The organism is Chelatococcus sp. KU-N122, from assembly GCF_055391085.1.
On the sequence record NZ_AP043981.1, the window covers coordinates 6,509,379 to 6,530,745 of the forward strand.

Here is a 21,367-nt window from a genome sequence, read left to right on the forward strand (position 1 = left end):
AGGTCATGGCCCGCCGGCGCGGTACTCCTGGTCGGAGACCTTTTCCATCCACGTCACGGCGCGGCCGTCGAGCGCCTCGGCGACAGCGAAATGCACCATCGGCGTGTCCGCCGCCGCGCCGTGCCAGTGGCGCACGTGCGGCGGGATCCAGACGACGTCGCCGGGGCCGACTTGCTCGATCGGGCTGCCCTCCTTGCGAACCCATCCCCGGCCGGAGACGATGAAGAGCGTCTGGCCGAGCGGATGCGTGTGCCAGGCGGTGCGGGCGCCGGCCGCAAAGGAAACCGTTGCGCCGCCGATCCGCGCCGGGGCGTCTCCCTGGTAACGGGTGGAGATGCGCACCTCGCCGGTAAAGGTCGCCTCGGGCCCTCGCGTATCAGCGCCCGGGCTGGCGCGGATGATCCGAAGGCCGGCGCTGCCCTGCCGCTCTTCCGATGCCGCCGCCTCGCGCCGCGATGCAAGAACGCGCTCGAGGACGGGAACGGCAGACATGGCCCGCGGCCATCCGGCGTAGAAGCCCAGATGCGCCGGCACCTCGGCCGCCTCGACCGGGGTCAGCCCATTGTCCATCGCCCGATTGGCATGGAAGGGCAGTTGCTCCGGCTGGCCGATGGCGATCAGCGCGGCCATGGTGATGAGGCTGCGATCGCGCGGCGCGAGGTCCGGCCGTCGCCAGAGCTCCCCGAACAGGACGCGGTTGGTGAGCTCGGCGAGCGCAGGGGATGTCGGCGCCACGGTGGTATCGACGGTGGCGGTGCGCGCAGCTTCGGCGGCCGCCTCCAGCTCGACGCGTGGGGCCTCGCTCTGCGTCACCGGGCCGATGCCACGTGCGTCGAAGACCTTCTTCGTCTCGACTACGGCCGAAATCGCGTTCGGCCAGCCGGAGTAGAAGGCGAGCTGGGTGATCAGCTCACCGAGCTCGCCGGGCTTCACGCCATTGTCGAGCGCCCTGCCGACATGCGCGCCGATCTGTGCCGTCCTTCCGGTGGACACGAGCGCCGCGACGGTGACGAGGCTGCGATCGCGCGGGACGAGCTCCTTGCGTTCCCACACCTCGCCGAAGAGCACATCATCGGTGAAATGACCGAGCCCGGGCGCTACGTCGTAGACCGCGGGCGGCGCCACACGCCCGCGCCTGCTCTCCTGGGCGTCGGCGCCCGCCGCGGCAAGCGCCGAGATCGCGAGACCGGCTGCTATGGTCTTCACGGGGTGTCTCCTGCTTCGATCGCGATGCGGCCGCGTCAGCGGCCGGTGGTGGCGAGGAGCTGCTCGGGATAGCGTTCGCCCTCGATCCGGATCTCGGCGGCGGCACGCTGGATGTCGGCGAGATCACCGGCCGTCAGCTCGACATCGGCGGCTCCGAGATTCTCTGCCAGCCGATGCGGCTTCGTGGTGCCGGGAATCGGCACGATCCAAGGCTTCTGCGCCAGCAGCCACGCCAGCGCGATCTGAGCCGGCGTCGCCTTCTTGCCGTCGGCGATGCGCTTCAGAAGATCGACCAGCGCCTGGTTCTTCTCGATCGCCTCCGAGGTGAAGCGCGGCAGGATCCGGCGGAAGTCGTTGTCGCCGAGCTTCGTGTCCTTGTTGATCGCTCCGGTCAGGAAGCCCTTGCCGAGCGGGCTGTAAGGCACGAGGCCGATGCCCAGCTCCTCGCACGCCGCCAGGATGCCGTTGGTCTCCGGGCCGCGCGTCCACAGCGAATATTCGTTTTGCAGCGCGGCGACCGGCTGCACCGCATGGGCGCGGCGAACGGTCTGCGCGCCGGGCTCGGACAGCCCGAAGTGCTTCACCTTGCCGTCCGCGATGAGGTCCTTGACCGTGCCCGCGACATCCTCGATCGGTACATCCGGATCGACCCGATGCTGATAGAGAAGATCGATCGCATCCACGCCGAGACGCTTCAGGGAGGCGTCGCAGACCTCCCGGATATGGGCGGGCCGGCTGTTCAGCCCGGCCATCTTGCCGCCTTCGATGGAGAAGCCGAACTTGGTGGCGATCACGACGTGATCGCGCACCGGACGAAGCGCCTCGCCGACGATCTCCTCGTTGGTGAAGGGGCCGTAGACCTCGGCCGTGTCGAAAAAGGTGACGCCGAGCTCCACCGCCTGGCGGATCAGCCTGATGCCGTCGTCCTTGCTGAGCGAATGGCCATAGCTGAAGTTCAATCCCATGCAGCCGAAGCCGAGGGCGGACACCTCGAGGCCGCTGTTTCCAAGCTTGCGCTTTTGCATGTGTTCTCTCCTTGATGAGCGGCGCGCGCCGGGCGCACAGCCGATGCCGGTGCGCAGGGGTGCCTCAATAACGGGGCGCGTGGACAGGCCCGGTGGCGCAGCGTCCGCTCACGCCGCAAGCGAAGCCATGTCGATAACGAAGCGGTAGCGTACGTCGGACCTCTCCATGCGCTCGAAGGCACGGTTGATCTCGTCCATCCGGATCATCTCGACGTCCGGCAGGATGGTCTTGGCGGCGCAGAAATCCAGCATTTCCTGGGTCTGCCGAATGCCTCCGATGGGCGAGCCCGCAATCCTGCGGCGCCCGAGCACCATGGGCACGGTGCTCGGCTCGGCCACGGGTCCGATCTGCCCCACGATCACCAGCGTGCCGTCGACATCCAGGAGCGGCATGTAGGGATTGAGATCGTGCTTGACCGGAACCGTGTCGATGATGAGGTCGAAGCTGCTGGCAGCCCTGGCCATCGCATCCTCGTCGGTCGAGACGAGCAGCGCATCGGCGCCGAGCGCGCGGGCATCCGCGGCCTTGTCGGGCGTCCGGCTGAGCACGGTCACATGCGCCCCCATGCCCGCGGCGAGCTTGACGGCCATGTGGCCGAGGCCGCCGAGCCCGATCACGCCGACGCGGCTGCCGGGGCCGACGTTCCAGGTGCGCAGCGGCGAATAGGTGGTGATGCCCGCGCAGAGCAGCGGTGCGGCGCGGGCCAGATCGAGCCCGTCCGGCATGCGAAGGGCGAATTCCTCTCGGACCACGAGGTGCTTGGAATAGCCGCCGAGCGTGTGCTCCTTGGTGAAGCGGTCGAAGCCGCCATAGGTGCCGGTGTTGCCCTCGCGGCAGAGCTGCTCCTCGCCCTTCCGGCACTGGTCGCACTGCTGGCAGCTGTCGACCATGCATCCGACGGCGACATGATCGCCGACCTTGTAGCGGGTGACCGCACTGCCGATGTCGATGACGCGGCCGACGATCTCATGGCCCGGAATGGCCGGGAAGACGGTCCAGCCCCAGTCGTTGCGCGCCCAGTGCAGATCCGAGTGGCAGACGCCGCAATAAAGGATCTCCATCACGATGTCGTTCCGCCGCGGCGCGCGGCGTTCGAACCGATACGGTTCGAGCGGCACGTCGGCCGACGTGCAGGCAAAGCCAGTGGTCTTCATGAGTTTGGTGTCCGTCGTGATCTTATTTTTCAGGGTCATGCACGGGCGAGGCGGCGGGGGCCGGATCGCGCCGTTGACGTCACTCTACCCCTCGCGTTTCCCGTGATTTATGGTGCCAGTTCGGCATGAACCTATATTCCGAGTTCATAAATGAGGCGCGACGAGCTCGGTGATCTGACTGCCTTCCTGGCCGTTGCCGACGAGCGCAGCTTCACGCGCGCCGCCGCGCGGCTCGGGACATCGCAGTCGTCCCTCAGCCACACGATCCGGCGGCTGGAAGAACGCATGGGCGTGCGTCTGCTGACGCGCACCACCCGCAACGTCGCGCCGACCGAGGCGGGCGATCAGCTGCTCGGCACGCTCCGTCCAGCGTTCAACGACATCGAAGCGAGGCTCGACGCGATCCGCGCGCTTCGCCAGAAGCCGGCGGGCACCATCCGGCTGACCTCGAGCCGCCAGCCCGCCGTCACCATCCTGATGCCGGCCGTCACCCGGCTGATGGCGGACTACCCCGACATCAAGGTCGAGATCTCCGTCGATCACAGGCTGACGGACATCGTCGCGGAGCGCTACGATGCGGGCATTCGCCTCGGCGAACAGGTCGAAAAAGACATGGTCGCGGTCAGGATCGGCCCCGACCTGCGCATGGCCGTGGCGGGTGCGCCCGACTATTTCGCGCGCCATCCCAAGCCGATGACGCCCCATGACCTCACCGACCATGTCTGCATCAATCTGCGCCTGCCCACGCTCGGCGGGCTCTATGCCTGGGAATTCGAGAAGAAGGGCCGTCCGGTGAACGTCCGCGTCGAAGGCCAGTTCATCTGCAACGACGTCCCGATGATCATCGATGCGGCGTTGAACGGCCTGGGTCTGACCTGCCTGCCAGAGGATCAGCTCGGCTCGCTGGTCTCCGACGGCCGGCTCGTCCGCGTCCTCGAAGGCTGGTGCCCGCCCTTTCCCGGATACCACCTCTACTATCCAAGTCGCCGGCAGGCCTCCGCGGCGTTCAGGCTCCTGGTCGACGCCCTGCGCTATCGGGCATGAGCGGGCTCTCGCATAGCCGCCCTCGCCCGCCCCCGGTCATGCTCCTGTCCTGCGCGGGTTCATGAAGGCGTCGTTGGTCAGTGTCAGACTCTCGGCTATGGCACCGACGAACAGGCCGTTCAGCGGGCTGCCGGGATGGCTCGCCGTCCACCTCCACGCACGTGAATCACGCCAGCCGCGCCAGCCGTTCTACAGCCTCCGAGCCCGGAAATTTTAGTCGCTAGCTATCTTGAATTAGTCAAAACAGAAGCTATGCTGCGGCCATGCATCAGCCGCCTGTCCGTCCGTCATCTCCCCATGACTGGGCTCAAACCCTGAGGGGCAGAGGGCTTCGCGCCACCGCACAGCGCGTCACGCTTCTGGATTTTCTGCACCATCATCCGCATACCGATGCCGAGGCCATCTTTCAGGCGGTGCGGTGCTTTCTGCCGACGATCTCCCTGCAAGCCGTCCACCTGATCGTCCAGGATCTGTCGGGCAAAGGCCTGATCCGACGGATCAGCCTGCCGGATTCGGCCAGCGCACGGTACGAAACGCGTATCGAAGATAATCACCACCACATCCAATGCATTCAATGCGGGCGCATCGAAGATGTGGATTGTATCGTCGGTCACGCCCCCTGCCTTGATCCCGGCGATACGCATGGCATGCGCATTGTCGAAGCCAGCATTGTCTTTCGCGGCATTTGCCAAGAATGCGACACTCAATCCGAACAAGGGATGAAAAGCCATGACGACTGAAGCCAAATGCCCATTTTCTATCGCCGGAGGCACTCAGAACAGCGGCTGGTGGCCCAAGCAGCTGCGTGTCGACCTGCTGAACCAGCACTCGTCCAAGTCCGATCCGCTGGACAAGGCCTTCGACTACCGTGAAGAGTTCAAGAAGCTCGACTACGAGGCGCTGAAGAACGACCTGCGCAAGCTGATGACCGACTCGCAGGACTGGTGGCCTGCCGACTTCGGCCATTACGGGCCGCAGTTCATCCGCATGTCCTGGCACGCCGCGGGCACCTACCGCCTGGCCGATGGTCGTGGCGGCGGCGGTCGCGGCCAGCAGCGTTTCGCTCCGCTCAACAGCTGGCCGGACAACGTCAACATCGACAAGTCACGCCGCCTGCTGTGGCCGATCAAGCAGAAGTATGGCCAGAAGATCTCCTGGGCGGACCTGCTGATCCTCACCGGCAACGTGGCGCTGGAGACCATGGGCTTCCGCACCTTCGGCTTCGCCGCCGGCCGCGAGGACACCTGGGAGCCGGATCAGGACGTCAACTGGGGTTCAGAGACCGCCTGGCTGACCCACCGCACGCTCGAGAATTTCGACGCTCCGCTGAGCGCCACCGAGATGGGCCTGATCTACGTCAATCCGGAAGGCCCCGGCGCCAACGGCGACCCGCTGTCCGCCGCCAAGTTCATCCGTGAAACCTTCGCCCGCATGGCGATGAACGACGAGGAAACCGTCGCGCTGATCGGCGGCGGCCACACCTTCGGCAAGACCCACGGCGCCTCGGCCGAGTCCCACAAGGGGCCGGACCCCGAAGCCGCCGGCCTGGAAGCGCAGGGCCTGGGCTGGGTCAGCAACTACGGCACCGGCAGTGGCGCCGACGCCATCGGCAGCGGCCTGGAGGTGACCTGGACGCAGACGCCGGCGCAGTGGAGCAACTTCTTCTTCGAGAACCTGTTCAAGTACGAATGGGTGCAGACCCGCAGCCCGGCCGGCGCCATCCAGTGGGAGGCCAAGGACGCCGAGGCCGTCATCCCTGACGCGCACGACCCGTCGAAGAAGCGCAAGCCGACCATGCTGACGACCGACCTGTCGCTGCGCTTCGACCCGATCTACGAGAAGATCTCGCGCCGCTTCCTGGAGAACCCGCAGGCCTTCGCCGAGGCGTTCGCCCGTGCCTGGTTCAAGCTGACCCATCGGGACGTGGGCCCGCGCTCGCGCTATCTGGGCCCGGAAGTGCCCAAGGAAGTGCTGATCTGGCAGGATCCGGTGCCGGCCGTCGATCATCCGCTGATCGACGCCGCGGACACCGCCGCCCTCAAGGCCACGATCCTGGCCACGGGTCTCAGCGTGTCCGAACTGGTCGGCACCGCCTGGGCCTCCGCCTCCACCTTCCGCGGCGGCGACAAGCGCGGTGGCGCCAACGGGGCGCGCATCCGTCTTGCCCCGCAGAAGGACTGGGAAGCCAACCAGCCGGAGCAGCTGGGCAAGGTGCTCGCGGAGCTGGAGCGCATCCAGCGGGACTTCAACTACAAGGCAAGCGGCGGCAAGAAGGTCTCGCTGGCCGACCTGATCGTGCTGGCCGGCAACGCCGGCATCGAGCAGGCGGCGAAGGCTGCCAGCTACGACGTGACGGTGCCCTTCACGCCCGGCCGCACGGACGCCTCGCAGGATCAGACCGATGTCGCATCCTTTGCCGGGATGGAGCCGGTCTCGGACGGCTTCCGCAACTACCAGAAGGCCGGGCTTACGGCGCCCGCCGAGGTGTTCCTGATCGACAAGGCGCAACTGCTGACGCTGACCGCGCCGGAGCTGACCGTGCTGATCGGCGGCCTGCGCGCGATCAACATCAACGCCGACGGGTCCAGCCACGGCGTGCTCACCGATCGCCCCGGCACGCTGACCAACGACTTCTTCGTCAACCTGCTCGACATGAGCACGGAGTGGAAGCCGGTCTCCGAGGCGAACGACGTGTTCGAGGGCCGCGACCGCAAGACCGGCGAGCCCAAGTGGACCGGCACCCGCGTCGATCTCGTGTTCGGCTCGAACTCGGTGCTGCGCGCCTTGGCCGAGGTCTACGCCAGCTCGGATGCGAAGGAGAAGTTCATCAACGACTTCGTCGCCGCCTGGACCAAGGTGACCAACCTCGATCGCTTCGATCTGCAGGCCTGATCGGCCTGGCAGGTCGAGCAGCACACAGAACGTCGTCCATCCTGCGGCGACAGAAGCCGTCAGGAAGCGCTTCGGAGAAAAGCCCCCGCACGGGGGCTTTTCTTTGTCGGGAAACCATCGGCTGCGCCGAACGCCTGGTCGAGGCATCCCGGAGAACCGCGGCAGCAGCCGGTGAGGTGATGTCGAGGCCGCCCGTCGCCGCCGGGGCGAAAGCAACGCTCGCATGCGTCGAGACAACGCGCTATATAGCTCGAAATTTCGTACTGAAATCGGCTCCGATTTGAGTGCCGCCGTTCGAAGGGACAAGCCATGCAGCGCGTTGAAGCCGAGATCGCGGTCAGCGTGTCCGACCTGAAGAAGAACCCGACTGCCATTGTCGACGGAGCGCACGGCGGTGCGGTTGCGATCCTGAATCACAACCGGGTCATGGCGTACGTGGTGCCGGCGGCGACCTATGAAGCAATGATCGATGCCCTCGATGACGAGGTGCTCATCGAGATCGCAAGGTCGCGCGCCACCGAAAAGGGCGTGCCGGTCAACCTCGATGATCTATAGGCTCGAGTTCCTGCCTTCGGCTCGGAAGGAGTGGGACAGGCTCGGCGCAACGCTACGCGAGCAGTTCAAGAAGAAACTGGCCGAGAGATTATCACATCCGCACGTGCGGGCGGATGCGTTGCGCGGCTTGCCCGACCATTACAAGATCAAGCTGCGTTCCGCTGGCTACCGGTTGGTCTATCGGGTCGAGGACGAGAGAATAACTGTCGTCGTCGTGGCCGTTGGGAAGCGCGAGCGTTCGCGGGTCTACGAGATCGCGAAGAAGCGCTGATCGATGCCGTTCGCTGGAGCGGCGGACGCTCCCGAGAGCGGCCCCACGCACCTCGACGACTGGCTGAGGCAGGCGGCAGCTCCTCGCGGCTGACGGCGAGGCGTTGTCTTCAGGGCTTGACGACGGCCAGTACGGCAATCGCCAGGATGCCAAGCACGATGACGGGAGCCACGCGCCACGTCGACACCGTCGCTCCGCCGGCAAGCCGCCGCAGCCGGCCGGACTGCATGCCGTGAATGCCGGACAAGGCGACGACGATCGCGAGCTTGATCTGAAGCCAGAGGTCGGCCAGCCAATGCCCGGTCGTGGCCAGCCAGAGGCCCAGAGCCCACACCAGCAGCATCGCCGGCGTGGTCACCACCCGATCCCAGCGGCGCATCGCCTGCGCCATGGCAGAGGGACCCTCGCGGGCGGGAGAGGCGGCCGCGAGGAACACGGACAGGGCCAGGAGACCGCCGGTGAAGGTGATGGCAGACGCCACGTGCAGCCCCTTCAGCCACGGGTAGAGCTCGGCGAGGCTCATCGTCCGGCGCCCTCGCGCCCCAGGTCCGCGGCCCGGCGCGACAGCAGCCCGAGATTGAGGAAGCCACCGAGCGGCACGAAGGCGAGCCCGAACAGACGGACGATCTCGCCGCGGCTCCAGCCGCCGCCCGCCACGGTCTGCGCCGCGGTCCACGCATAGGCGACAAAAGCCAGGCCGTGGACCGGCCCCATCACCTTGACGCCGAGCTCCCAGCCACCGAGATGCTTGAGCGGGACGGCGAGGACGACCAGGACGAGCAGCGTCATGGCCTCGGCGACGGAGGCAATCTCCAGACGCCGCAGCTGCGCGCGCTCGGCGGCCGCGTCGGCAACCGGCCGGCCCTCTGCTCGAGGCAGACCGCCTCGCGCATCGCGGCCCCGTGGTTCGATCATTCCTGCTCTCCATGTCCGGCGCGCCCCGTCTATCGAGACGGCTGCGAAGCCGTGAGTGGCAGAAATGACAATCAGCGCTCGTTTACCGCCACCCCGCGGCAAGGTAGAAGGCATCGGCGCCGCATCTGCCGGCACACGTCCTGAGGTGCGCGATGCATCACGTCGCCGTTCTGGCCATGCACGGCTTCGTGCCGTTCGACCTCGCGATTCCCTGCGAGGTGTTCGGCCGCGTTCAGACGCCTGAAGGGGCGGCCGCCTACCGGGTGAGCGTCTGCGGCGAAGCCGAGGACGTGCGCGCCAGCGCCTTCACCCTGCGCGCCGCGGCCGGGCTCGACCGGCTGGTCCGGGCGGAGACCGTGATCATTCCCGGCATCGAAGATGCGTCGCAGCCGGTGCCGCCGGCCGTGCTGGCGGCGATCCGGGCCGCCTGGGCGAACGGGGCACGGGTCGCATCCATCTGCTCTGGCGCGTTCATCCTGGCCGCGACGGGGCTGCTCGACGGCCACCGCGCCACGACGCACTGGCTGGGCGCCGCGGCACTCGCCCAACGTTTTCCGCTCGTGGAGGTCGATCCCGACGTGCTGTTCGTGGACGAGGGCCGCATCATCACGTCCGCCGGCGCGTCGGCCGGCCTCGACATGTGCCTGCACCTCGTCCGCCTCGATCACGGCCAGGCGGCCGCTGCGCATGCGGCGCGCCTGGCGGTCGCGCCCCTCGACCGCGAGGGCGGCCAGGCGCAGTACATCCGTCGCGAGCCGCCGGGCTCGAGCGCGAGCCTTGCACCCCTGCTCGACTGGATGCGCGAGAATGCGCATCGGTCCCTCGACGTGACCACGCTCGCCGCGCGCGCCGGCCTCAGCCCCCGGACATTCGCGCGCCGCTTCCGGCAGCAAACCGGCACGACGCCCCTGCAATGGCTGCTGCGCACGCGCGTGCTGCTGGCGCAGGAGTTGCTGGAGACGACCTCGAGCTCCATCGACGAGATCGCCGTGACCGCGGGCTTCGAGGCCGCCGTCACCTTCCGCGCCCGGTTTCACCGGTTCGTCGGCGTGAGCCCGAGCGCCTACCGGCGGCGCTTCCAAGCTGCCTGAGAGTAGGCGTTGCCGGCAGGCGCGTCAGTCCCGGTGCTCCGTCAGCAGCGCGAGCACCGATGCCCTGCCCGCATGGCGTGCCCAGTCGATGGCGGTTCCGTTCCACACCTTGTCGTGGAGATCGCATCGCGCGCCATGGGCGAGAAGGGCGCGGACCGCCTCGTCGTGGCCCTGCAAGGCCGCCTGGTGCAGCGGCGTCGAATGGGCGTGGGCGCCGTGCGGATTGAACCGGTTCGGGTTCTCGCCGGCGCCGAGCAGGAGACGCAGGACGCTCGCGTGGCCGTGCTGCGCGGCGAAGGCGAGCGCCAGGTGACGATCGTCTGCGTCCGATCCAGCCAACAGGCGGGCGGCGCCCGGCATATCGCCGAGGGCCGCGGCGACCGGAAGCGTGACGGGTGCGCCCAGCCGCAACAGCACGTCAGCGGCGGCGATCTCACCATGCGCCAGCGCTGCCAGCAGGGCTTGGCGCGGCTCGGCGCCAGAGGTGACGAGCAACGCGATCAGATCGGGCTGCAGCCCGGCTTCGCGGGCGACCCGGCCGGAGGCCACCAGCGTGAGGGTCTCCTCGACATCGGCGCGGCTTGGTCCGCAATCGAGGATCAGTGCCGCAATATCGGTGACGTTCGGCGGCAGGCAATCGTTGCGAACGGGGTTCTCCGCCACGAAGGCCAGGAGGCTCGGTGTCCGGAAATAGCTCTCGCCCTCGAACAGTGCCCTGCGGGTCGCGAGATCGGGGTGGGCCGTCACAAGCCGCCGCAGCGCCTCGACGTCGCCGTCGTCCACGGCCGTTACCGCCTCTCGGAGAATCGGATCCTCGATCCGGTCCCGGAGCGGAGGCTCGGCAGGGCCCGGATTATCCGGTCCGACATTGGCCCTCAGGCGTGCCCAGCTCGCGAAGCCGTACTCGCGTGCAATGACAAACTGTGCGTCGCTCCACATCAGACGGGCGCCGGCAATAGCGCTGCCCGCGTCGCTCGCGAACCGTGGATGGAAGGTGCGCACCCGTTGGCAGGCCGCGGGCTCGCCGGCGCCGCAACCAGCCAAGAGGGTCCCGCGCCTGCTGTTTCAGATGGTCCAGCTGGGTGTCCGATGGAAGCCGCTTCGTCGGCAGGGCAGGCCTCTCGTCCTTCCTTGTGCCATCGCCCGCATTCGCCATCATTCCCCTCCCCGCACGAAGCTTCCACGGCATGGTTGCCAGCGAGAGCTTTGCGATCGGCGAGGCACACCGGATCGCCGAGAGAGCTGCGCTCCCGATTCAAGGAGCAACGACCTGTCTTCGCAATTGGATGATGTCATCGACTTGTGAAATGCTCCAGGGGACTGCGAAGGAGGAGCCGGGCTTGAAGGACGCGCTTTCGGCTTCTGAGGCGCCGGCGTCGGCCGCCGCGGCGATCGACTGGCTGGTCGAGAGCGGGCTCGGCGGCAGCGACGTGCCGGAGCTCGTCGCAGGCCTGTGCCGCCGCCTCAAAGCCGGCGGTGTCGCGGTGGACCGGGCGGGATGCGCAATTCTGACGTTGCATCCGCAGATCGTTTCCCGGGAGGTCACCTGGCGCGCGGACGACGACGGCATCACCAGCACCTACTACACGCCGCAGCTCATGGAAGATCCGGACAATCGGCGCGGTCCCTATACCGAGCTCGCTCTGAGCAGGCTCCCGTACAAGCGTTTCCCTCTTGGCGACCCGGCGGTCGAGACGGACAGGCCGCTGCTCGCGCGGCTCGCCGCCGAGGGCTACACCGAGTACTTCGCCTTCTTCCATGCCACCGACGGGGCGGGGGCGATCTCGCCGTTCGCCCGCCGCATCGGTCTCGTTCCCTGCGTCGTCGGCTCGTTCGCGACGTGCCGGGCAGGCGGCTTTGCCGACGCGGACATCGATTGCTTCAGGTCGATCTCCCCGACATTGGCCCTGGCAGCGAAGGCGCGAACGAATTTCGAGACCGGCGCCCGCCTCCTCGACATCTATCTGGGCCGTTCATGCGGCTCCCAAGTCATCAACGGGCACATCACGCGCGGCGATTCCGACCGCATTTCCTGCGGCATATGGCTCTGCGACCTGCGGCGCTCGTCACAGCTGGTCTCGCATCTGCCCCTGGACGACTACATCGCTCTTCTCAACCGATACTTCGACGTGACCGTCGGCGCTGTCATGGACGCGGGTGGCGAAGTCTTGAAGTTCATCGGCGACGCCGTCATGGGCATCTTCCGGTCGGACCGCCCGGACAGCGACGTCGACCTGCGAGAGCGCGCTCTGGCGGCCTCGGTCAGGACGTTGCGCGACGTGCGCACCCTCGATGCGCTCGGCCGGCCCCTGGAGGTGGGCATCGCGCTGAATGTGGGGGAAGTCATGTACGGCAACGTCGGAACCGACGAGCGGCTGGACTTCACGGTCATCGGCCGCGCCGTCAACGAGGCGGCGCGGCTGCAGGGGCTGACCAAGCAACTGGGGCGCCCCGTGCTGGCTTCGGCGTCGTTCGCAGCGCCCGTTCCCAACCGCTTCGACTTCGTTGGCATGCATCCGGTCGCGGGCTTCGACGACGGGCTCGAAGCCTATGCTCTGCGAAGCTGAGATGCCCATGGACGCGTCGTCGGGGCTCTGCGCTCACTGCGCTTGCGGCGCCACGATCCTCATCACGAACGAGGTCGGCGTCTCGCTTGGCCCGAACGGACCCGGCACCCTGTTGCTGACCGGTGGCAGACTTTTCAGATAGGCCGCGATCGCACGGGCATCCGCATCGGTAAGGCTCGCGAACGCCCGCCACGGCATGATCGGCGCGAGCTCGCGCCCGTCGGGACGCGTGCCGGTTCGAAGCGCCGTGACGATCTCGGCCTCGTTCCAGCTCCCGAGCCCGGTCGCGTGATCCGGTGTGAGGTTGGGTCCGTGGAACACGCCGAGACCCGGGATCTCGAACCCGACCTCCGAGCCACCGAGCGTACGCGTCGTGTCGGGCTTGCCGAAGAAGTACCCCGGCGTATGGCAATCGCCGCACCCGCCGATCGCCACCAGATAGCGTCCACGCTCCAGCAGCCGCCGGTCGGCCGCTTCAGCGGCGCGCAAGTCGATCGGCGTCGACGCCGCCGACAGGACCGCCATCACGACGGCAGTCCGAGAAGCCCGCCGGACCGCCGACGATGCGCGCCGCTTCCCGGCGCAGGCCCTGGACCGGACGCTCATATCCCCCTCCGCTGCGCAGGCAATTCTCGCCGGGGCGCTGCTCCTGCTAAGCCGATGCCGCCTCGAGCCTGCGCCTGGCCGCGCGCCGGTCGTAGTCATCGCCTAGCGCGCGCAAGGCGGCTCCGCAGTCGCCCGAGAAGGATGGGCCATGCATCAAAGCCAGCGTGCGCGGCGAGAGCTTGGCCAGCGCGCGGATCGTCGATCCCATGTTCGGGCTCAGGCAGGAGTAGGCGAACAGGTCCTCGGCCTCGATCGCGGGCCCGACAACGTCGCTTGCGGTCAGCGCCGGGCCATTGCCGAGCTGGGTGAAGAGGTCGCCGCACAGCAGCGTCCCGGTCGATTCCTCATACATCACGCCAGCGTCCCAGCCGTGGGGGGTGTGCGGCGTGTCGACGTAGCGGACCCTCCTGCCCCGGCCGAGCTCGATGATCTCGCCGTCATCGAGCATGCGGGGTTCGCGGTCGGCCGCATCGTTCAGCGACACCATGCAGCCGGTGTGGCCGTGCGCAGGCTCGGCCTGCGGGGCAACCGCGAGCCACTCGTTCAGCGCGCCGCACTCGTCCGCCTCGAAGTGGCCGAAGGCGATCCAGCGCAGGCGTTCGACCGGGACGAGCCGGGCCACCGCATCGCGGGTGAGCGGAAACATCTTGCGCAAGCCGGTGTGGAACAGGAGCGGCTCGTCCCCGAGAACGAGGAACTGATTGAAGGTAAAGCCGGCCGGCGGCGCAATATTCGGCACGAAGGTCGATAGCCGGAAGATGCCGTCGGCGATTTCGTCGATACTGGTCTCCATCACTGCCTCCCGCACGGTTTGCGAGCCAACGTGGCGGCACATACGTATCTAGTGAAGCAACGTGCACCTCGTCTTATGAATACACGCACGCGCACATCCCAAATGCTGCCGCGCGGCCACTTGTCGGCGTCGTCAGTCGTGTATCGCGGACGCTCTCGCTGCCTCGACCAGCGCGCGGATCGCCCAGCGCTTCACTTTTCGCGCGTCGGCATCACCGAGCCGCAGGACGTCCTTCACGACGATGGCAGCTTCCGGCCCCATCATCAATGCGAGGGCGCCCGTCAGCATCTTCAAGGCACCGGGCTTGAACTGATCGCGGGCCGGCTCGAGGGCGGCTTCGATGAGCGGCGTGCGCCGGTTCTGGCGCCTGGGCAGCCCGCCCCGCTCGTCGGCCTGGATGCCCTGCTGGATGGTATAGGCGAGCATGGTGCGCAGCAGGGCCTCGTTGGCGAGGACCATGTCGTGGAGCGCGGTCTCGACGCGCTGCAGACGCGCCACGGGATCGCGCGAAGCGTCATCGCGGAAGAACTCGCTCGCCTCGGGCACGGCCACATCCACCGCCGCTTCGACCACGAGGGCTTCGATGCTCGGAAAGTACCGATACGCCGTTGCCCGCGACACCAGCGCTTCCTCGGCGACCTGCTCCAAAGTCGGGGTGCGCCCTTGCTCGATGAGCCGGGACGCGGCCTGGAGCAGGTCCTTCCGGGTCCGCGTCTTCTGGTTCGAGCGCCCGATCCGTGCTTGTCCCGTCACGTCAGTCCTGTGGCAGCTGTCGCATGATGGCAGCGAGATCGATCCATACGTTCTCGCGCTTGATGTCGCCGCTGTCTGCAAACTCCACGACATGCAGCAGCCGGAACGCGAGGGGACGGTTGCGGCCGTCCAGTCCGAACGGTGTGCCCGGCGCGCGCCCCGTCCAGATCGACTCGTCAACCATGAAATCGTGGCCGTAGAGGCGCTTCACGCATCGCACCTGGCTGTCCGTCAGATCCGCGAACAACGTCTCATAGAACGCGCGGGCGCCCTCGCGGCCCCGCGAAAGGCCGAGCGGCCAGCCGACGATATCGTGCTCCACATGATCCGTGAGGGTGGCGAGCACGCCTTCGACGTCATCGCGACGCTCGAAGGCGAAGTGCTCATCCATCTTCCTGTCCATCTGCTCCCGGGTCAGCGCCATCACGCATCCTCGCGATGCCATATTAGATAATGATCTTTTAATGAGACGCATGTCTCATGTCAATGCTCGCGTCCAAAATCCGAGGTGTCGTCCCTCGGCTCCCGCGGCCGACGTCCACGTATGGCGGGGTGCGGCGGGCAGCAGCGGCCGCACCTCGCCATTCGCAACGAGGCCGCCCGATCCCCATATGCCGGCGGGGCGGCCAGCCGATGCGCCACGCAAGCAGCCGATGCGCCGGCCCATCTCGGCGTTCTGACAACAGGCCGGCGGTTCGGTGCCGACGACAGGGGATTAAAACGACCGTGCGCCATTCGAGCTCATCGTCCGCGGACGCGCCGCCGGAGCGGCGGTCGCCTGGGGCGTCGCGCCGGGCGAGGCTGGTGTCTCCTGCGGGCTCGGAGCGGTCCCCTGCTGCGGCCACGCCCGTGGATCTATTCCATCCCGCGGTCGCGGCGTGGTTCCGGGACCGCTTCGCGGCGCCGACCCCCGCGCAGGCCGAGGCCTGGCCGGCGATCAAGGCGGGGCGCCACACCCTGATCGCCGCCCCCACGGGCTCCGGCAAGACGCTTGCCGCCTTCCTCGCGGCGATTGACGATCTGGTGCGCCAGGGGCTCGACGGCCGGCTCGCGAACGAGACCCAGATCGTCTACGTGTCGCCGCTCAAGGCGCTCTCGAACGACATCCACCGCAACCTGGAGGCGCCGCTCGCCGGCATTCGCGACGAGCTCCGGCGCAGCGGCCTTCCCGACGTCGACATCCGCACCTGGGTCCGCACCGGCGATACGCCGCCCACGGAACGGGCGCAGATGCGGCGCCGGCCGCCGCATATCCTGGTGACGACACCCGAGTCCCTCTACGTCCTGCTCGGCTCGGAGTCCGGCCGCCGCATGCTCGCGACCACGCGCACCGTCATCGTCGACGAGATCCATGCGGTGGCGCCCAACAAGCGCGGCGCCCACCTCGCGCTGTCCCTGGAGCGGCTCGCGGCCCTGTGCGGCGACCGCCTGCTGCGCATCGGCCTCTCGGCCACGCAGAACCCGATCGGCACCGTGGCCCGCTTCCTGGTCGGCGCGGCGCCCGATGCCGCGCGCGACAGCGAGGTGGCGATCATCGACACGGGCCATCGGCGCCCGCGCGATCTCGCGCTGGGGCTCAGCGATGCTCCGCTCGAGCCGGTGATGTCGGGCGAGGTGTGGCAGCAGGTCTACGACCGGCTCGCCGCGCTCGTGGAGGCGCACCGCACCACCCTGGTCTTCGTCAACACGCGCCGCATGGCCGAGCGCGTTGCGCGCGCATTGTCGGACCGCCTGCCCGAAGGCGCCGTCACGGCGCACCACGGCAGCATGGCGAAGGAGCAGCGCCTGTCCGCCGAGCAACAGCTGAAGCGGGGCGAGCTCAAGGCGCTGGTCGCGACCGCTTCGCTCGAGCTCGGCATCGACATTGGCGATGTCGATCTGGTCTGCCAGCTGGGCTCGCCACGGTCGATCGCGAGCTTCCTGCAGCGGGTCGGCCGCTCCGGCCACGCGGTCGGCGGCACCCCAAAGGGGCGCCTCTTCCCGCTGTCGCGCGACGATCTCGTGGAGTGCACGGCCCTGCTCGACAGCGTCCGCCGCAGCGAGCTCGACCGTCTCAGCATTCCGGACAAGCCACTCGACGTGCTGGCGCAGCAGATTGCGGCGGAGGTGGCGGCGCAGGACTGGCCGGAGGCCGCCCTCTATGAGCGGCTGCGCCGGGCGTGGCCGTTTCGGGACCTGCCGCGCGAGGCGTTCGATGCGGTGGTGCAGATGCTGGCCGAAGGCTTCGCCGGCCGCCACGGCCGCCGCGGCACGCTCATCCACCACGACGCGGTGCACGGCATGCTCCGCGGCCGCCGCGGAGCGCGGACCACGGCGCTGACCTCCGGCGGCACGATCCCGGATACCGCCGACTACCAGGTGGTGCTCGAGCCCGAGAACCACATCATCGGCAGCGTCAACGAGGACTTCGCCGTCGAGAGCATGTCGGGCGACATCTTCCAGCTCGGCAACGCCTCCTATCGCATCCAGCGGGTCGAACGCGGCACCGTCCGCGTCGAGGATGCCCACGGACAGCCGCCCAACATTCCCTTCTGGCTGGGCGAGGCGCCCGGCCGCACCGACGAGCTGTCGGCATCGGTGTCGCGCCTGCGCGGCGAGATCGCCCGGCGGCTGCGCCTCGACCCGACCGGCGCCGGCACCCGACGCTGGCTGACGCAGGACGTCGGCATCGATGCCGCGGCGGCCGACCAGCTCGTCGCCTATCTCGCCGCCGCCGCCGCCGCGTTCGGCGCCATGCCAACGCAGGACACGGTCGTGCTGGAGCGCTTCTTCGACGAAGCGGGCGGCATGCAGCTCGTGATCCATGCCCCGTTCGGCAGCCGCATCAATCGCGCCTGGGGGCTGGCGCTGCGCAAGCGCTTCTGCCGCAAGTTCAATTTCGAGCTGCAGGCGGCGGCGACGGAAGACAACATCGTGCTGTCGCTGACGACGGCGCACAGCTTCGAGCTCGCCGAGGTGGTGCGCTATCTCAACGCCGCGAGCGTGCGGCCCGTCCTCGTCCAGGCTCTCCTCGACTCACCCATGTTCATCACGCGCTGGCGCTGGGTGGCGGGAACCTCGCTCGCCCTGCCGCGCTTCCGCGGCGGCCGCAAGGTGCCGCCGCAGTTCATGCGCATGCAGGCGGAGGACCTGATCGCGGCCGTGTTCCCCGACCAGATCGCCTGCGCCGAGAACCTTGCGGGCGAGCGGGAGATCCCCGACCACCCGCTGACCGAGCAGGCCATCGCCGATTGCCTGCACGAGGCCATGGACATCGACGGGCTGGAGCACCTGCTCACCCGCATCGAGGCCGGCGACATCCGCGTCGTCGCCTGCGACCTGACCCAGCCCTCGCCGCTCGCCCTGGAGGTACTGGCGGCGCGCCCCTATGCCTTCCTCGACGACGCCCCCCTGGAGGAACGGCGGACTCAGGCCGTCATGGCCCGACGCTGGCACGATCCGCAGAGCGCCTCCGACCTCGGCCGCCTCGATCCCCAGGCGATCGCCCGGGTGCGCGCCGAGGCGTGGCCCGATCCGACAGACGCGGAAGAGCTGCACGATGCGCTGCTCTGGCTCGGCTGCCTGACCGACCGCGAGGCCGAAGCGGCGCCGGCCTGGAGCGCTTGGCTTGACGGGCTGGCCCGCCACGGGCGCGTGACGCGCCTGGCGGCGCCCGACGCCGTGCTGTGGGTGCCGGCCGAAAGGCTGAACCAGTTCCTGGCCATCTGGCCGCAGGCGCGCCTTCGGCCCGAGATAGCACAGCCCGCCGGCCGCGGCCCGGCAACGTGGCCCGAAGACCAGGCGCTGGTCGAGATCCTGCGCGGCCGGCTGGAGGGCCTCGGCCCGGTGACGCGGACCGCGCTGGCGGCCTCGCTGGGGCTCGAGCCGGAGGCGATCGGTGCAGCGCTCGTGGCGCTGGAGGCGGAAGGCACGATCCTGCGCGGCCAGTTCGTCCCCGGCGCCAACGACGAGCAATGGTGCGACCGCAGGCTTCTGGCGCGCGTCCACGGCTACACGCTCCGGCGCCTGCGCTCGGAGATCGAGCCGGTCGCGGCGCGCGACTTTCTGCGCTTCCTGTTCGCATGGCAGGGCCTCACGGAGGCAACGTGCCCGCAGGGGCCGGATGCGCTTGCCGCCGTCCTTGCCGCGCTAGAGGGCTTCGAGGCGCCGGCCAAGGCATGGGAAACGGAGATCCTGCCGGCCCGGCTTGCTGATTACGAGCCCGCCTGGCTCGACGCCCAATGCCTCGCCGGGCGGTCCGCCTGGGCGCGGCTGACGCCGGCCTCGCCCGCCAACGGCCGCAGCCGCGTCGCGGCGCCGGTGCGCTCGACGCCGATCGCCCTCGTCGAGCGCCGGCACCTTCCGCTCTGGACCTCGCTTCAGCCGCCGGGACAGGCGGCGTCGCCGAGCTCGCGGGCCCAGGCGGTGCTCGAGGTCCTCGCAGCACAGGGCGCCCTGTTCTTCGACGAGCTGGCCGAGGCCACCCGCCTGCTGCGGCCGCAGGCCGAAGAGGCACTGGCCGAGCTCGCAGCACTCGGCCTCGTGACCGCGGACAGCTTCGCGGGCCTGCGCGCGCTGCTGGTGCCGTCGAGCCAGCGCACGCCCATCGCCGGGGTGAAGCGGCGCGGACGCATCATCGCCTTCGACATCGCGAGCGGCGGCCGCTGGGCGCTGTTGCGGCGCGGCACCCCGCAGGACGACGAGCAAGCCAGGGCCGCGGCCGTCGAGCACGTGGCCCGCGCCCTGCTGCGCCGCTACGGGGTGGTCTTCTGGCGCCTCCTCGCCCGTGAGGCCGCCTGGCTGCCGCCATGGCGCGAGCTGCTGCGCGTCTATCGCCGGCTGGAGGCGCGCGGCGAGATCCGCGGCGGCCGCTTCGTGGCCGGCTTCTCAGGCGAGCAATATGCGCTCCCCGACGCCGTCGGCCTGCTGCGCGAGACGCGGCGCCGGGCCGGCGCCGACGAGTGGGTGTCGCTGTCCGCCGCCGACCCGCTCAACCTCGTCGGCATCCTGACGCCGGGCGCGAGGTTGCCGGCGCTGGCCGCGAACCGCTTGGTCTACCGGGACGGCCTGCCGGTCGCCACCGTCGCGGGCGACAAGGTGGAGTTCCTCACCCCGCTCGACGGCGCGGACCGGTGGGAGGCCGAGAAGCGGCTGCTGCGCTCCGCCGCGCGGGGTGCGATGGCGGACCTCGTCTGACCCTGCCGGCGCCGCGACGGCCAAATGATTCCGAGGCCACCACGGCCCGGAACGAAGCGCACTGAACATCAACTTCGGTAACGGCTACGACCGCCAGATGGCGTACGCTGTGCAGGCAAGAACGATGGCCACAATAATCGCAATTGCGCCAACGATGTGATAAGGTCTCTCTGCGGATCGTGCAGGTTTCGTGACCATTGCCTCGTAGTCATCAGCTGGGATAAAGCGGTAGAATCGACGCCGCCATTGATCGCGCAGCTGTCTCTGAAGCGACAGATGCGCCCAGCCGCTCACCGCCACCGCGACGAGGTAGGCAGCAGCGACGCATGCAACGAGAGACAATACCCATGGCTCCGCCGTGCCTGTTGACTTGGCTGCGACCAGCGTAATTCCTGTCGCGATTGCAACGGCGATCGCTCCCGACAGGGCTCGCGTCCCTTCAGCCGCCTTCGATGTGTCCTCCGCAATGGCTTTGCGAAGGTCACCCTGCGCCTTAATTGCTTCGCGACTCAGATCCGATTGGCTTAACTGAAATGCCAACCTGGAACCCTCAAGTATGTCGCGCCCCGCCGCCCGGAACGCCCGCCCAATCGGCTCGTCCCGGATGACGGAACGTGCGAACTCGGCTGCGAAGAGAGCATGACGCTGCTCTGTTGAGCGGGTGTCCTCGTAGACCCAAGCCGCCGCAGATCGGAGATTTCGGTAACCCTCGAGCTCGAGCTCCCGGACCAATTCGTCAGACAAAGGGACGTTCAGCCTGGGAGGGCCGCTGAAAACAACCACTTCTCGGCCCACCACCTCCGACGCAATGCTGCGGATGAGGGCTGGCGCGCTCACAATCGCGAATGTTTGAAAAGCCGCGTCGCGCCAAAGCGTCTCCGTCACATCGACGCGTAGCAGCCACTTTCTGATATCGATAGGTACCAGCCGCGCTTCGCTCGCCTCCCTGACGATATCAAGCGGACTCTTCGTGGGAGCTGCTGGCGAAAATACATCTCCCCTGCCCCAGGGATTGAACGACGCCGCTCCCGTGGCAAACGTCACGTGAGCACAAGCAATTTGCCAAACGCCACCGCCGCTGGTTTCCCCGAGGGCCTGACTGAAGCCAACCCGGGTCAATACACGGCGGTCCGCTCCGTTGGTAACCTTCGTAATTGTAGCCACGAAGGGCCCAAGATCTTCATGGACCTCATCGGCCCCCGTCGGCTCCCCAGCGTGGTCTTGCACGTCAACGGTCCATGCTAGCTGCATGACGGCCTCGATGAGTTCGCGCGCCATTGCAGCATCTAGACGACTCACGGTGACAGCTGGAGCCGTCT

At 68.3% G+C, this 21,367-nt stretch carries 19 protein-coding genes; 8 read left to right on the plus strand and 11 right to left on the minus strand.

The features are described from left to right. Positions 1-3 precede the first annotated feature (3 nt). From ACZ5PO_RS29530 to ACZ5PO_RS29540, 3 genes are all read right to left on the minus strand, one after another. Entirely contained in the window at positions 4-1,206 is a 1,203-nt protein-coding gene (locus tag ACZ5PO_RS29530) for a (R)-mandelonitrile lyase (RefSeq protein ID WP_464185836.1), read from the minus strand. Positions 1,207-1,241: 35 nt separating this feature from the next. Beyond that, entirely contained in the window at positions 1,242-2,231 is a 990-nt protein-coding gene (locus ACZ5PO_RS29535) for an aldo/keto reductase (RefSeq protein WP_464185838.1), read from the minus strand. A 108-nt stretch (positions 2,232-2,339) separates the two neighbouring features. Further along, positions 2,340-3,386 (minus strand): NAD(P)-dependent alcohol dehydrogenase, encoded by a 1,047-nt coding sequence (locus ACZ5PO_RS29540; protein ID WP_464185839.1) that lies wholly within the window; start codon positions 3,384-3,386, stop codon positions 2,340-2,342. 150 nt (positions 3,387-3,536) lie between these two features. Here ACZ5PO_RS29540 and ACZ5PO_RS29545 point away from each other — a divergent pair, with 150 nt between their 5' ends. The 5 genes from ACZ5PO_RS29545 (at position 3,537) to ACZ5PO_RS29565 (ending at position 8,148) form a co-directional block, all read left to right on the plus strand. Further along, positions 3,537-4,430 carry a LysR family transcriptional regulator gene (locus tag ACZ5PO_RS29545; protein ID WP_464185841.1) on the plus strand — a complete coding sequence of 298 codons (894 nt, stop codon included), beginning with the start codon at positions 3,537-3,539 and terminating at the stop codon, positions 4,428-4,430. A gap of 263 nt (positions 4,431-4,693) precedes the next feature. Next, positions 4,694-5,170: a Fur family transcriptional regulator gene (locus tag ACZ5PO_RS29550; RefSeq protein ID WP_464185843.1), complete on the plus strand. Its 477-nt coding sequence runs from the start codon at positions 4,694-4,696 to the stop codon at positions 5,168-5,170. Continuing rightward, on the plus strand, positions 5,160-7,322 hold the full coding sequence (katG, locus tag ACZ5PO_RS29555) for a catalase/peroxidase HPI (RefSeq protein ID WP_464185844.1): 2,163 nt from the start codon (positions 5,160-5,162) through the stop codon (positions 7,320-7,322). The genes ACZ5PO_RS29550 and katG overlap by 11 nt, the downstream gene beginning before the upstream one ends. Before the next feature lie 309 nt (positions 7,323-7,631). Further along, positions 7,632-7,877, plus strand: coding sequence for a type II toxin-antitoxin system Phd/YefM family antitoxin (locus ACZ5PO_RS29560; RefSeq protein ID WP_464185846.1), 246 nt, complete (start codon positions 7,632-7,634; stop codon positions 7,875-7,877). Then, positions 7,867-8,148, plus strand: a complete 282-nt coding sequence (locus ACZ5PO_RS29565) for a type II toxin-antitoxin system RelE family toxin (RefSeq protein WP_464185848.1) — start codon at positions 7,867-7,869, stop codon at positions 8,146-8,148. The genes ACZ5PO_RS29560 and ACZ5PO_RS29565 overlap by 11 nt, the downstream gene beginning before the upstream one ends. Positions 8,149-8,257: 109 nt before the next feature. On the opposite strand, the gene ACZ5PO_RS29570 is transcribed toward ACZ5PO_RS29565, so the two are convergent. Continuing rightward, positions 8,258-8,671, minus strand: coding sequence for a CopD family protein (locus tag ACZ5PO_RS29570; RefSeq protein WP_464185850.1), 414 nt, complete (start codon positions 8,669-8,671; stop codon positions 8,258-8,260). Continuing rightward, the gene (locus tag ACZ5PO_RS29575; RefSeq protein WP_464185852.1) at positions 8,668-9,063 is read right to left on the minus strand and encodes a DUF3817 domain-containing protein; all 396 of its coding nucleotides are present in this window, start codon (positions 9,061-9,063) and stop codon (positions 8,668-8,670) included. The genes ACZ5PO_RS29570 and ACZ5PO_RS29575 overlap by 4 nt, the downstream gene beginning before the upstream one ends. Before the next feature lie 152 nt (positions 9,064-9,215). Between ACZ5PO_RS29575 and ACZ5PO_RS29580 the strand changes: the two genes are divergently transcribed. Further along, positions 9,216-10,154 (plus strand): GlxA family transcriptional regulator, encoded by a 939-nt coding sequence (locus tag ACZ5PO_RS29580; RefSeq protein WP_464185854.1) that lies wholly within the window; start codon positions 9,216-9,218, stop codon positions 10,152-10,154. A gap of 24 nt (positions 10,155-10,178) precedes the next feature. Here the strand turns inward: ACZ5PO_RS29580 and ACZ5PO_RS29585 are convergent, their stop codons facing one another. Further along, positions 10,179-11,156, minus strand: a complete 978-nt coding sequence (locus ACZ5PO_RS29585; protein WP_464185856.1) for an ankyrin repeat domain-containing protein — start codon at positions 11,154-11,156, stop codon at positions 10,179-10,181. Positions 11,157-11,494: 338 nt separating this feature from the next. Between ACZ5PO_RS29585 and ACZ5PO_RS29590 the strand changes: the two genes are divergently transcribed. After that, positions 11,495-12,721 carry an adenylate/guanylate cyclase domain-containing protein gene (locus ACZ5PO_RS29590; protein WP_464185859.1) on the plus strand — a complete coding sequence of 409 codons (1,227 nt, stop codon included), beginning with the start codon at positions 11,495-11,497 and terminating at the stop codon, positions 12,719-12,721. A gap of 33 nt (positions 12,722-12,754) precedes the next feature. On the opposite strand, the gene ACZ5PO_RS29595 is transcribed toward ACZ5PO_RS29590, so the two are convergent. The 4 genes from ACZ5PO_RS29595 to ACZ5PO_RS29610 all read right to left on the minus strand — a co-directional run bounded on the left by ACZ5PO_RS29595 (position 12,755) and on the right by ACZ5PO_RS29610 (position 15,297). Further along, positions 12,755-13,246 (minus strand): c-type cytochrome, encoded by a 492-nt coding sequence (locus ACZ5PO_RS29595; protein WP_464197108.1) that lies wholly within the window; start codon positions 13,244-13,246, stop codon positions 12,755-12,757. A gap of 127 nt (positions 13,247-13,373) precedes the next feature. Then, a complete protein-coding gene (locus ACZ5PO_RS29600) occupies positions 13,374-14,120 on the minus strand; it encodes an oxygen-binding di-iron domain-containing protein (RefSeq protein ID WP_464185861.1) in 747 nt (248 codons plus the stop codon). Between the two features lie 132 nt (positions 14,121-14,252). Then, positions 14,253-14,873: a TetR/AcrR family transcriptional regulator gene (locus tag ACZ5PO_RS29605; RefSeq protein WP_464185863.1), complete on the minus strand. Its 621-nt coding sequence runs from the start codon at positions 14,871-14,873 to the stop codon at positions 14,253-14,255. A gap of 1 nt (position 14,874) precedes the next feature. Beyond that, positions 14,875-15,297: an ester cyclase gene (locus ACZ5PO_RS29610; protein WP_464185864.1), complete on the minus strand. Its 423-nt coding sequence runs from the start codon at positions 15,295-15,297 to the stop codon at positions 14,875-14,877. Positions 15,298-15,722: 425 nt separating this feature from the next. Between ACZ5PO_RS29610 and ACZ5PO_RS29615 the strand changes: the two genes are divergently transcribed. Beyond that, a complete protein-coding gene (locus tag ACZ5PO_RS29615) occupies positions 15,723-20,048 on the plus strand; it encodes an Lhr family helicase (RefSeq protein ID WP_464185865.1) in 4,326 nt (1,441 codons plus the stop codon). A gap of 84 nt (positions 20,049-20,132) precedes the next feature. Here ACZ5PO_RS29615 and ACZ5PO_RS29620 read toward each other — a convergent pair whose 3' ends face one another. Then, the gene (locus ACZ5PO_RS29620; protein ID WP_464185867.1) at positions 20,133-21,326 is read right to left on the minus strand and encodes a hypothetical protein; all 1,194 of its coding nucleotides are present in this window, start codon (positions 21,324-21,326) and stop codon (positions 20,133-20,135) included. Positions 21,327-21,367 lie beyond the last annotated feature (41 nt).